This is a genomic window from Janthinobacterium sp. JC611 (genome assembly GCF_018682595.1).
Taxonomy (GTDB): domain Bacteria; phylum Pseudomonadota; class Gammaproteobacteria; order Burkholderiales; family Burkholderiaceae_D; genus Janthinobacterium.
On record NZ_JAFLJN010000032.1, the window covers coordinates 97,238 to 109,683 of the forward strand.

The 12,446-nt window shown below is 65.5% G+C and carries 11 protein-coding genes; 2 read left to right on the forward strand and 9 right to left on the reverse strand.

Translation table 11 applies throughout. The features are described from left to right. Positions 1-15: 15 nt before the first annotated feature. The 7 genes from J0O65_RS20505 to J0O65_RS20535 form a co-directional block, all read right to left on the reverse strand. Complete coding sequence (locus J0O65_RS20505) at positions 16-2,010, reverse strand: MacB family efflux pump subunit (protein ID WP_215409058.1); 1,995 nt, start codon at positions 2,008-2,010, stop codon at positions 16-18. A gap of 5 nt (positions 2,011-2,015) precedes the next feature. Then, on the reverse strand, positions 2,016-3,203 hold the full coding sequence (locus tag J0O65_RS20510; protein ID WP_215409059.1) for an efflux RND transporter periplasmic adaptor subunit: 1,188 nt from the start codon (positions 3,201-3,203) through the stop codon (positions 2,016-2,018). 91 nt (positions 3,204-3,294) lie between these two features. Then, the gene (locus J0O65_RS20515; RefSeq protein ID WP_215409060.1) at positions 3,295-3,636 is read right to left on the reverse strand and encodes a DUF3325 domain-containing protein; all 342 of its coding nucleotides are present in this window, start codon (positions 3,634-3,636) and stop codon (positions 3,295-3,297) included. Further along, on the reverse strand, positions 3,633-5,336 hold the full coding sequence (locus tag J0O65_RS20520) for a PepSY-associated TM helix domain-containing protein (RefSeq protein WP_215409061.1): 1,704 nt from the start codon (positions 5,334-5,336) through the stop codon (positions 3,633-3,635). The genes J0O65_RS20515 and J0O65_RS20520 overlap by 4 nt, the downstream gene beginning before the upstream one ends. Further along, positions 5,333-5,614, reverse strand: a complete 282-nt coding sequence (locus tag J0O65_RS20525; protein ID WP_215409062.1) for a hypothetical protein — start codon at positions 5,612-5,614, stop codon at positions 5,333-5,335. Before J0O65_RS20525 ends, J0O65_RS20520 begins: the two co-directional genes overlap by 4 nt. Positions 5,615-5,836: 222 nt before the next feature. Continuing rightward, positions 5,837-6,829: a FecR domain-containing protein gene (locus tag J0O65_RS20530; protein WP_215409063.1), complete on the reverse strand. Its 993-nt coding sequence runs from the start codon at positions 6,827-6,829 to the stop codon at positions 5,837-5,839. Continuing rightward, on the reverse strand, positions 6,826-7,335 hold the full coding sequence (locus J0O65_RS20535) for a sigma-70 family RNA polymerase sigma factor (RefSeq protein ID WP_215409064.1): 510 nt from the start codon (positions 7,333-7,335) through the stop codon (positions 6,826-6,828). The genes J0O65_RS20530 and J0O65_RS20535 overlap by 4 nt, the downstream gene beginning before the upstream one ends. Before the next feature lie 238 nt (positions 7,336-7,573). Here J0O65_RS20535 and ffh point away from each other — a divergent pair, with 238 nt between their 5' ends. Next, positions 7,574-8,941 carry a signal recognition particle protein gene (ffh, locus tag J0O65_RS20540; RefSeq protein WP_215409065.1) on the forward strand — a complete coding sequence of 456 codons (1,368 nt, stop codon included), beginning with the start codon at positions 7,574-7,576 and terminating at the stop codon, positions 8,939-8,941. A gap of 436 nt (positions 8,942-9,377) precedes the next feature. Continuing rightward, complete coding sequence (locus J0O65_RS20545; protein WP_071653383.1) at positions 9,378-9,773, forward strand: SWIB/MDM2 domain-containing protein; 396 nt, start codon at positions 9,378-9,380, stop codon at positions 9,771-9,773. A 159-nt stretch (positions 9,774-9,932) separates the two neighbouring features. On the opposite strand, the gene J0O65_RS20550 is transcribed toward J0O65_RS20545, so the two are convergent. Continuing rightward, positions 9,933-10,559, reverse strand: a complete 627-nt coding sequence (locus J0O65_RS20550) for a lytic transglycosylase domain-containing protein (RefSeq protein WP_215409066.1) — start codon at positions 10,557-10,559, stop codon at positions 9,933-9,935. Further along, the gene (locus J0O65_RS20555; RefSeq protein WP_215409067.1) at positions 10,556-12,295 is read right to left on the reverse strand and encodes a proline--tRNA ligase; all 1,740 of its coding nucleotides are present in this window, start codon (positions 12,293-12,295) and stop codon (positions 10,556-10,558) included. The genes J0O65_RS20550 and J0O65_RS20555 overlap by 4 nt, the downstream gene beginning before the upstream one ends. Between the last annotated feature and the right edge of the window lie 151 nt (positions 12,296-12,446).

The window sequence follows — 12,446 nt, forward strand, 5'->3', positions numbered from 1 at the left end:
GGCCGCCGATGAGCATTACTGACCAGCCAGCGCCACCACCGGATCGAGCCCCGACGCCTTGCGCGCCGGCATGAAGCCAAACACCAGCCCCGTCACCACGGCGCAGGCAAACGCGCCGCCGACGGCGCTGAGCGAAAAGATCACCGGCACGTCCCACGCCAGCAGCAAGCCGGCCACCGTCACGCCGACCACGATGCCGGCCACGCCGCCCACCACCGACACCAGCACGGCTTCGGTGAGGAACTGGCGAAGGATGTCGCGCCGGCGCGCGCCCGTCGCCATGCGGATGCCGATTTCGCGCGTGCGTTCGCGCACCGTCATCAGCATCACGTTCATGACGCCGATGCCGCCCACCACCAGCGAGACGGCGGCGATCAGGCTGAGCATCATGGTCATGTTGTCCTGCGTCTTCGCTTCGGCAGCGATCGACGCGGCCGCGTTGCTGATGCCATAGTCGCGGATGCGGTGACGCTCGAACATGGTGGCGTCGACCGCCGCCTCCACCTCGGTCACGCGCTTGACGTCGGCCACCGCCAGCACCGTGTAAGTCGGCTCGCGCTGGCCGAAGACGCGGATGCCGGCCGTGGAAAACGGCAGCAGCAGCACGTCGTCCTCATCCTTCTCGCCCGTCAGCGCGCCCTTCGCGCTCATCACGCCGATCACCTGGAACGGCACGTTGCCGATCAGGATGCTCTGCCCCACGGGGTTGGCCACGTCGGGCATCAGCTTTTCCGCCAGGTGCGCGCCCAGCACGGCCACGGTGGCCATTTCGCGCTCGTCTTCCTCCGTGAAGAAGCCGCCCTTGGCCACCGGCCAGGTCTGGATCCGCGGCAGGGCCGGCCCCGTGCCGCGCACATACGTCTGCACGTCGAGGTTGCCGTGGCGTATCACCTTGTTGCCCGTGACATTCGGCAGCACGTGGGAAATGCCCGGCACGTCCTTGAGCGCATCGAGGTCGGCCAGGGTGATGCTGCGCCCGGGGATGCGCGAACTTTCGCCGCGCGAGGCCATGTACAGCAGATTCGAGCCGAAGGCGCCCAATTGCGCCATCACCTGCTGGCGCGTGCCCAGGCCGATGGCCAGCATGACGATCACGGAAGCGACGCCGATGACGATGCCGAGCAGGGTCAGGCCCGTGCGGAAGCGGTTGATCCACAGCACGCGCCAGGCCGCGCGCGCCGCGTCGAGCAATTCCGTGCCCAGCGACGCGCCCCCGTCATGCGCACCGTGGGCGGCGCGCGACATGTCCAGCGGCGGCAGGGCCGTCGCCGTGGCGGGGATGGCGACGGCGCCCGAGTCGGCGACGATTTCGCCGTCGCTGATCTCGATCACACGGCGCGCCTGGGCCGCCACCTTGCGATCGTGCGTAATGAGGATGATGGTGTGGCCCGCGTCGGCCAGTTCGCCCAGCAGGGCCATGACTTCGGCGCCGCTGCTGCTGTCTAACGCCCCCGTCGGCTCATCGGCGAGGATGATGCGCCCGCCATTCATCAGGGCGCGCGCGATGGACACCCTCTGCTGCTGCCCGCCCGACAACTGGTTCGGCCGGTGATCGAGCCGCTCGCCCAGGCCCAGGCGCTTGAGCAGCGCTGCCGAGCGGGCGTGGCGGGCCGCGGCCGGCATGCCCGCGTACAGGGCCGGCACTTCGACGTTCTCGCGCGCCGATTCGGTGGCGATCAGGTGATAGCCCTGGAAGACGAAACCGAACGCTTCGCGCCGCAGCCACGCCAGTGCATCGGGATTCAGGCTGGCCACGTCCTGGCCGGCGAAGCGGTAGCTGCCGTCGCTGGGCCGGTCCAGACACCCAAGCAAGTGCATCAGGGTCGACTTGCCGGAACCGGACGCGCCGACGATGGCGACGAATTCGCCGGCGCCGATCGCCAAGGTCAGGCCGCGCAGCACTTCCACGGCCGGCGCGCCGTCATGGCCGCCGTAGCGCTTGCGGATGCCGGCAAGTTCAATCAGGGGTGGTGGCGGCTCCGGCTGCCCCAGCGACCTGGCCTCGCTCATGGCGTTCACAGCTGGAACCTGCTGCTGCCGCTGCCGGCCGGCTGCTCGCCCGTCACCAGCAGTTCGCCTTCGCGCAAGCCTTGCAGCACTTCCGCATTCAGGCGGTTGCGCACGCCCACGGTGACGGCACGCGTCCCCACATTACCGTCGGCATCCATCACGCGGGCCGTGAACTGCCCCGGCTTGGCGCCTTCTTGCGTCGATGGCGTCAAGGCCGGCAAGGGCACGGCCAGCACATTGGTCGCCGCCGCCGTGACGAACACCACTTGCGCCGTCATCTGCGGCATCAGTTCGCCATCCGCGTTATCCACGTCGAACAGCACTGTATACAAGATCACCTTGCTGGTCGACGGCGCCAGGGCCGTGCCGGCGGCGGCACCGCCGGGCACGGGCGGCGCCGGCAGCACTTGCCGCACCTTGCCGCTCCAGCGCCGCTGGTCGCCGCCCAGGGTGGTGAAGTACACGGGCATGTCCGGGCGCACGCGGCGCACGTCCGCCTCCGACACCTCCGTCCACACCGTCATGGCCGACAGGTCGGCGATGCGCAGGATGTTCGGCGTCTGGTAGGTGGCGTTCAGGGTTTGTCCCTCTTTCGCGTCCAGGCCCACGACCTTGCCGGCCATGGGCGCGTAGATGCGCGTGTAGCCGAGGCGCGCCTCGTCCGCCTTCAGGCTGGCCTGGGTCTGGGCTATCTGCGCCTTCAGGTGGTCGATCTTGGCGCCGGCCGAGGCCAGCGTGGCTTCGGCCGTTTCCAGGTCGGCCAGCGGCGTCGAGTCGAACTTGGCCATCTGCTGCTGGCGCACGTGCTGCCGGCCCGCCAGGCGGTGCTGCGCCTGCTGGTCGGCCAGCTGCGCGCGCAAGCCCGCCAGGGCGGCGCGGCCCGCGTCGACCGTGGCTTGCTGCACGCTGGGGTCGATCTCGGCCAGCAACTGGCCTTTTTCCACGGCGCTGCCCGGCTGCACGTGCAGGCGCGTGATCTGGCCCGACACCTGCGCGCCCACGTCGACATAGGTTTGCGGCTGCAGGGTGCCGATGGCCGTGACGCTCGCTTCGATGTTGCCGCGCTTGACGGGCGCCGTGTCGAACACGGTGGCCGGGCCGCGCGTGGCCCACAGGGCGCCGGCGCCGAACAGCGCCAGCAAGACCGCGCCGCCGAGGATGCGGGCGCGGCGGGAAGGCAGACGGGCCGCCATCAGGAAACCACTTTCAATACAGTCAAAACATCAATCGGTGTCGCCAGGCGTAAAAAATACATCGGTCCATCCTTGAAAATGGCGGTGAACATCACCGCAGGTACATCACAAGACCTGCCAGCGCGGCGACGGCTGCCAGCAGGGCACTACGCAACAGCAAGCGGGGGGCGTACGGCAGCAGCAGGGCTACCAGCAGCGCGCCCACCCCGATGAATCCGAGCCAGGCGACCACGCCGACGCTGGCGCTCCAGCCGGCCACGCAGGGCCAGATGGCCAGCGCCAGCAGGACGGTACCGGCCAGTTGCAGCGCGCGCCGCACGTGCGGCGCCGCATCGCGCCCCCAGACCTGGCCGTGATGGCGGTCCATCGCCAATGAAAGGCTGGCCATGCCCGCATACGCCAGGCCCAGCGCGCACAGAATGGTGTTGATCATGACTGTCCTTCCGCAGTGACGTGCAGGCTGGCCGTGGGCGCGGCGCCTTCCCTGGCGGCGGCTTTTTTTAGCGGCTTTTCCTTGCGCTTGTGGACTTTCCACGCGCCCCAGGCGGCCAGCAGGCCGAAGGCCATGCTGCCCAGTTCCACGCCGGCGCTTTCCCAGTCGCCGCGCGCGAGCTGCGCCGCCAGGTTATCGCCCGTGCTCAGCACATTCAATACGGGCAGCAGCAGGCACAGGGCGGCCAGCAAGCCCAATTGCTCGATCCACGCGCGCTTTTCCGCCCGCAGGCAGGCGTGCAGCAGCATCAAAAACCACACGCCAAAGAAGGCGCGCACTTCCCAGCCGGCGCGCTGCTCGATGCCGACGGGGATCAGGCGGTTGGCCCACAGGAAGCCCGCGCAGGCGATGGCCAGGCCGGCGATGGCCGCCACGTTCAGGCAGGCGATGACGCGGTACACGCGCTGCGTATAGGCACCGAACTCGCCGCCCGACTTCTGCCGCCGCTTGACCAGGAACAGGATGGCGCCCGTGCCCATCATGGCCGTGCCGGCCAGGCCGCAGAAGAAGTACAGCCAGCGCATGGGCGTGCCGCCGAAACCCACCATGTGCAGGTTCGACATGACGGAGCGCGTCAGGCCGGCGCCGCCCGTGTCCGACTCTCCCGGCAGGCGCACGGCGACCTGCTCGCCCGTCGCCAGCGCATAGCAGGCCCTGCCCGTATTGGCGCTCAGGCGTTCGAGCAGTTCCGCATCCTCGTTCCAGCCGTACATGCACACGCGCATGGAGGCGTCGTTCGGATTGTCCAGCACCACGGCGCGGATTTCCTGGCCGATGGCCTGTTCGGCGCGCAGCGCGAACGGTTCCAGCGCGGGAATGGCCAGCGGCTGGCCCGACTTCACGGGCTTGCCCACATCGTTCCAGTCGGCCAGGAAGGCCTTCTTGGGATTGTCCATGCCGTATTGCGCCGCCACGGGGGCCGGTACATAGTCGTCGCTGAAAAATGCCAGGCCCGTGTAGGCGATCATGAACTGGAACGGCAAGGTCAGCACGGCCACCGCGTTGTGCGCGTCGAGCCACGAACGCTGGCCCTTGGCCGGGCGGAAGGTAAAGAAATCCTTGAAGATGCGCTTGTGCGTGATGACGCCGCTCACCAGCGCCACCAGCATGATCATGGTGGTGATGGCGACGATCCACACGCCGATGCGTCCCGCGTGCAGCTCGTAGTGGAAATCGACGAAATGGTGGCCGCCGATCGTCTCGCGTTCCGTCGCCTCGCGCGCATGTTCGACGATGGCGCCCGTCAGCGGATCGAGGTCCGCCGAGCCATAGCCGCCGCCGGGCTGGAACCAGTAGGCGGACAGGCCGTGGCCGGGCCGCTGCACGGGCCAGATTTCCCACATGTCCGCCTTCGGGTGTTCCTTCGCCATGAAGTCGAGCGCCAGTTCCAGGCGCTGCGCGCGGTCCGTGACATTCGGCAGCGGCGGATCGTTCGCGTGCGCCGCCTCGGCCAAAGCGTGTTCGGGCGTCATCCAGTGGCCGATCGGATCGTCGAAGACGGCCAGGGTGCCGGTCAGGAAAATGGCGAACAGCAACCAGGAAATCCACAGGCCGCTCCACGTATGCAGCCAGGCCATGGCCTGGCGCAAGCCGCCCTGCTGCGGCGTTTTCACCACTTTGTCGACCTTGACGGCGTTCATGCGGTACCTCGCGACAGCAGCAGGCCGATGCCGCCGCATAGAATCGCCGGCAGCAGCATGCCGAGCCAGGCGCGGCGCAGGTCTTGCACGGCAAAGACCCAGATCACGGCGCAGGTGTACACGACGAAGGCGCTCAGGGTGGCCGTCAGCACGGCTTCGGCGCGCGACAGCGGCAGCACGGCCGACAGCAGCACGGCCACGCCGGACGTGAGCGCATAGCCGCCAAAGACGGCGGCGAGCACGCGCGAGAACAACATCATGCGGGCCGATTTCATCATCGCGGCACTCCCGGGTATGGCTGTTGTGCCGGGCGGCAGACCTTGTACATCAGATGCATCACACTACGTCCTTCCATCAAAATTGATCGTGGCGGCGCGGCAGCCCCGGATCAAACGGGCCACACGCCTTGTCTTCATGATTGAAACTGCGTCTCTCAACTACAGGTGCCGCGAGAATCGAAAACGGGCAGCCTGATTGAACAATATTTTTTATTGCAAGGGCTACGGAGCTGGTTCGACCGTCACCCAATACCGCGTGCGGCTGCGCACCTGCACGGGCAGCGAGTTGGGCAGCATGTTCAGGATGCGCTGGGTATCGGCCAGCGGGAACACGCCCGACAGGCGCAGCCGGGCCACTTCCGGCGCGCAGTCGATCACGCCGGGGCGGTAGCGGGCCAGGTCGGCCAGGAAATCGCCCAGACTCACGTCGTCGACGATCAGCTGCCCGCGCGACCAGGCGTGCGCATGCGCATCAATGGCGTGCGGCGCGGCCGGCGCGTGGCGGGAAAATGCCGCGCCGCGCCCGGCCGCCAGCAGCAAAGGCGCGCCGGTGCCGTCGCGGGGGCGGATTTCAACGGCGCTTTCAAACACGTCCACTGTGCTGTAGTCATCCTGCTGGCGCACGGCAAAGCGCGTGCCCAGCGCGCGTACCCGGCCTTCGCGCGTGGCCACCACCAAAGGCGCGTCGCTGCCAGCGCCATGGCCGCTGGTGACGAGGATCTCGCCGGCCAGCAACTCGATCAGGCGGCGGCTGGCGTCGAAACGCACGTTCACGGCCGAGTCAGTATTCATGCTGAGCACGCTGCCATCGTCCAGCACCACCTCGCGCCGCTCGCCCGTCGCCGTGCGGTAGTCGGCACGCAGGGCGCGCACGCCGTCCCAGGCGCCCGTCTGCGCGGCCAGCACGCCGCCGCCGGCCGCCACGCCCAGCCACGCCAGCAACTGGCGCCGCTTGCCGTTGACGGCTTTCTGCTGCGTGCCGGCCAGCGCCTGCGCGGCCGCACTGCGGTGCAAGCCGCTGAAGCGCCGCGACACCGCCTCGATATGCCGCCAGGCCCGTTCATGTTCCGGGTCGGCCTCGCGCCAGCGCTGCCAGGCCGCATGTTCCGCTTCGCCGGACTCGCTCGACATCAGCACGGTCAGCCACTCGGCCGCCTGCTGCTGCACCTCCTCGCGGATGGCCGCCGGAGCTGCGGGGTCTGCCGCCGCGCTCATGCCGGCAGCGAGAAAAACACCTGGCGGTTGGCCCGCGTCAGGTATTGCTTGACCGAGCTGGACGACACGTTCAGGCGCGCGGCGATCTCGGCATAGCTGAGGCCCTCCAGCTGCGCCAGCAAGAACGCCGTGCGCACGGGCGCGGGCAAGCCGTCGAGGGCCTGGTCGATTTCCTGCAAGGCTTCCAGCGCCAGCAGCCGTTCTTCGGGCGCGGGCGCCACCTCGGGCGGCAGGCAAGCCAGCGCTTCCAGATACGCGTCTTCCAGCACTTGCCGGCGGTAGCGGTGCGCCACCAGGCGCCGTGCGATGGTGGCGAGAAAAGGCCGCGCTTCGCGGATCCGCGGCGCGGCATCGGCCGTCAGCACGCTGATGAAGGTGTCTTGCGCCAGGTCCGCCGCCTCGCCCGCGTTACCCAGCTTATGCCGCAACCAGCCCTGCAGCCAGCCGTGATGAATGCTGTAGAGCGCGTGCAGGTCTTGTTGCTGTGCAAAATCGGCGGCCGGCATGGCATCCCTTTCCGCTCAGGCGTGCATCACCCGAGAATGTAAATAAGAATTATTCTCATTCTAACCGCGCAATGCCTTTCATGCAATCGCGGTATTAGCAGAAATACCAAGTAATTCAAAAGCCGGCCAACCGCCAGGCGCTGCAGCGCAGGACCGCCAGCCACCCGCGATGGGGTAAAATGACGGCCATCGTCCGGCTTGCGCCGCCCACTCCCAAGCTTTTCATTGCAGGTTCATCATGCTAGATAATCTCACCCAACGGCTTGCCAAAGTCGTCAAGACCATGCGCGGCGAGGCGCGCCTGACCGAAGCGAACACCGCCGACATGCTGCGCGAAGTACGCCTGGCGCTGCTCGAAGCCGACGTCGCCCTGCCCGCCGTGCGCGAATTCATCGCCAAAGTCAAAGAAAAAGCCATGGGCGAGGATGTCATTTCCTCGCTCACGCCAGGCCAGGCCCTGGTTGGCGTGGTGCAGCGCGAGCTGGCCGCCCTGATGGGCGCCGACCTGGGGCCGGAAGCGTCGCAGATCAGCTTTGCGCAGCAGCCGCCCGCCATCATCCTGATGGCCGGTCTGCAGGGTGTGGGTAAGACCACCACCGTCGGCAAGCTGGCGAAATACCTGAAGGAAGAAAAGAAGAAGAAAGTGCTGACCGTCTCGGCCGACGTGTATCGTCCCGCCGCGATCGCCCAGCTGCAATCGGTCACCGCCCAGGTGGGCGCCGACTTCTTCCCGTCCACCAGCACGGACAAGCCGGTCGATATCGCCCTGGCCGCACTGGACTGGGCGAAAAAGCATTACCACGACGTGCTGATCATCGATACGGCGGGTCGCCTCGGTATTGACGACGAGATGATGCGCGAAATCGCCGCCGTGCACGGCGCCGTGAAACCGATCGAAACCCTGTTTGTCGTCGACGCCATGCTGGGCCAGGACGCCATCAACACGGCCAAGGCCTTCAACGATGCGCTGCCGCTGACCGGTATCGTGCTGACCAAGCTCGACGGTGACGCGCGCGGCGGTGCGGCCCTGTCCGTGCGCCACATCACGGGTAAACCGATCAAGTTTGCCGGTGTCTCGGAAAAACTCGACGGCCTGGAAGCGTTCGACCCGACCCGCATGGCCAACCGCATCCTGGGCATGGGCGACATCCTCGCGCTGGTGGAAGAAGCGCGCAAGGGCGTCGACAGCAAGGCGGCGGCCGATCTGGCGCAAAAGATCAAGGTCGGCGGCAAGTTCGACATGAACGACTTCAAGGCGCAACTGGGCCAGATGAAGAAAATGGGCGGCATGGCCAACCTGATGGACAAGCTGCCGGCCCAGTTCCAGCAGGCGGCAGGCGGCAAGAACATGGATCAGGCGGATAAACAGGTGCGCCGCATGTGCGGCATCATCGACTCGATGACGCCGCAGGAACGCGCCAAGCCTGAATTGATCAAGGCCACGCGCAAGCGCCGCATCGCCGCCGGCGCCGGCGTGCAGGTGCAGGAAGTGAACCGCATGCTGACGCAATTCGAGCAAATGCAGACGATGATGAAGAAATTGTCGGGCGGCGGCATGATGAAGATGATGCGCAGTATGAAGGGCATGATGCCTGGGATGAGGTAGTGGAAGGCTTCAAAATCCGCTGCGCGGGGCGCTTTGCGGCCGGCGATGCTCACCGTACTAAAGTACGGTTGCGCTTCTCGGCCACAAATCATCCCCGCTCGCTGTGATTTTGAAGGCCTTATTTAGGCCAGGTATCCACCTTCAACACCCCGAAAAACATCGTTCTAAATAATGCCGGATTGCATTTTCATGTGTCCGGCATCACTCTTCCCTCCCCCTGCAGTACCCCTCCCCGCATAGCCAGCAAGCATGCCATTTACGGGCAAAAACGCCGTTCTGCGCCCGCAAGCGGTGCGCCCGGGAGACAGGCGCGTCATTTCCCTGCTTTTTCCTCGTGAAAACGTGAAAAACACTTGCATACAAGGTAAATCCACACCAATATTAGCCGTGCGATTAATTGCGCAATTTCCCATGTGTTTGTTAAGGAGGCTCGAAGATGGCAACAGCCAAAAAAACCCCAGTAGCAGCGCCAGCCAAAGCAGCAGCAGCCAAGCCTGCAGCCGCCAAGAAAGCAGCACCCGCAGCCAAGGCAGCAGCCAAACCGGCAGCGGCGAAGAAAGCGGCAGCACCGGCAACACCACGCAAGCCAAACGCAGCATTCATGAAAGCAATGACGCCATCGAAAGAGCTGGCCGCCGTTGTTGGCGCAGCACCACTGCCGCGCACGGAAGTGACCAAAAAGGTATGGGATTACATCAAAAAACTCGATCTGCAAGATCCGGCCAACCGCCGCATGATCAATGCGGACGACAAGCTGAAAGCAGTTTTCGGCGGCAAAGCCCAAGTCTCCATGTTTGAAATGACGAAACTGATCTCCGATCATTTGAAATGATCAGATACGCACAGGGCGTTTTGCGCCGTGTGAGTGCCCCGCCGCATCACTGCGAGCGGGGCATTTTTTTGGCTGCCATTTGCCGGGGTCAACCCCTCAACACCGTTGACACAGAGCTTTGCGCCAACGCTGCCGGGGGTCTGACCCCAGCATTCCGGCCTACCCACCCGGCCTGAATTCCCACTGCCGCCACGCCGCCCGCACGGCATTCGGATACTCGGCCCGTCCACGGCTGCCGTTGTAGCGGCCCAGCGCCAGATACAAATCGCCGCGTTCCATATCCAGGTACATGCGCAAAATCGCGCAGCCATAGCGCAAATTCGTCTGCATGTGGAACAGCTTGCTGCGGTCGCTGTCGCCGATGACGCCCGTCCAGAACGGCATCACCTGCATGTAGCCGCGCGCGCCGGCCAGCGAGACGGCATATTTGCGGTAAGCCGACTCGACCTGGATCAGGCCCAGCACCAGGGCCGGCTCCAGGCCAGCGCGGCGCGCTTCGTACCATACGGTTTCCAGGAATTCCGTGCGCAGCTGCGCGTCCGGCAGCTTGCGCTGCAGGCGTTGCGACATCTGCGCCAGCCATTGCTGGTAGCGCTGCAAGTCGGCGGGGGTGGAAAATCTGGGTTGCGGCGGGCGTTCGTCGCGGATCGCGTGCGACAGGGCCAGACGGACGGAGTCGGCCAGCGCCTCCTCCTTCTGGTTGCCGGCCCGCGCCACGGGAGCGCAGGCCAGGCAGGCGGCCAGCGCGAGCGCGCCAGCCGTTTTACTTGCTGATAGGCGCTTCACTGCGCCATTTTGCCCTGGATGAAGGCGACGATCTCGTCCGGCGCCACGCCGGTCGCTTCCGTATCGCGGCGGCCCTGATATTCCAGCTTGCCTTCTTTCAAGCCGCGCTCGCCGATGACGATGCGGTGCGGCACGCCAATCAGTTCCCAGTCAGCAAACATGGCGCCAGGACGCAAGCCGCGGTCGTCGACGATGGCGTCGACGCCGGCGCCTTGCAGTGCCGCGTACAGCTTCTCCGTCTCTTCCTTGACCAGTTCGCTGCGGTCCATGCCCATCGGGCACAGCACGACCTCGAATGGCGCGATCGACGCGGGCCAGATGATGCCCTTGTCATCGAAGTTCTGTTCGATGGCGGCGCCCAGGATGCGCGTCACGCCGATGCCGTAGCAGCCCATCTGCAGCGGCGCAGGCTTGCCGTTTTCGTCGAGGAAGGTGGCTTTCATGCTTTCCGAGTACGCCGTACCCAGCTGGAACACGTGGCCCACTTCAATGCCGCGCTCGATGGCGAGCGTGCCTTGGCCGTCCGGCGAGGCGTCGCCGGCGACGACATTGCGCAAGTCGGCCACGATGGCAGGCTCGGCCATGTCACGGCCCCAGTTGGCGCCCGTGTAGTGGAAGCCGGCGTCATTCGCGCCGCAAACGAAGTCGCTCATGTGGGCGACCGTGCGGTCCGCCACCACGGTGACGGGCGCGCGGGTGCCGATCGGGCCCAGGTAGCCGGGAATGGTGCCGTAGACTTCCAGGATTTCCGCTTCCGTCGAGAAACGGTGACCGGCCAGGCCGGCAAGCTTGCCCACCTTGATCTCGTTCAATTCATGGTCGCCGCGCAGCAGCAGCATGAAATGCTGTTTCGTGACTTTCTCGTCCTTGCCCGTCGTTTCCACCGTCAGGGCGATGGTTTTCACGGTCTGCGACAGATCGATACCCAGCAAGGTGGCCACGGTTTCGCATTTGACGGTGTCCGGCGTGGCCGTTTTCGTCAGCGCCTGGCTTGCTGCTGGACGCTCGCCGGCTGGCGGCAGCGCTTCGGCCGCTTCCATGTTGGCCGCGTAATCGGACGTCGGGCAGTACACGAGCGCGTCTTCGCCCGTGTGGGCGATGACGTGGAATTCGTGCGAACCGGAACCGCCGATGGCGCCGTTGTCGGCGGCCACGGCGCGGAATTGCAGGCCGAAGCGCGTGAAGATGCGCGTGTAGGCGTCAAACATGACCTTGTACGACGCTTGCATGCCGGCCAGGTCGCGGTCGAACGAGTAGGCGTCCTTCATGGTGAATTCGCGGCCGCGCATCAGGCCGAAGCGTGGGCGGCGCTCGTCGCGGAACTTGGTCTGGATGTGATAAAAGTTCAACGGCAACTGGCGGTAGGATTTGATTTCCGTGCGCACGACGTCCGTGATGACTTCTTCCGATGTCGGCTGGATCGCGTATTCGCGGCCGTGGCGGTCTTTCACGCGCATCAGTTCGTCGCCCATCTTGGTCCAGCGGCCCGTCTCCTGCCACAGTTCGGCCGGCTGCACGAGCGGCATCAGCAGTTCGATCGCGGCGGCTTTGTTCATCTCGTCACGGATGATGGCTTCCACCTTGCGGATCACGCGCAAGCCCATCGGCATGTAGGTATAGATGCCGGAACCGAGGCGTTTGATCATGCCTGCACGCATCATCAATTGGTGGCTGACGATTTCCGCGTCAGAAGGTGCATCTTTAAGTGTGGAAATAAAAAAACGGGAGGCGCGCATAACGGTGAATTCTTTTTAAAAAGAGAGGGTTATAATCAACCTAATTTTAAAGGATTAGCTGGCTGATGCGTCCATACTTTACACAAATGCGCTCAATTGGTGCGATTCCGGCGCTTTTCGCACCCCGAAAAGGTCACCGGCTTGCGAAGTT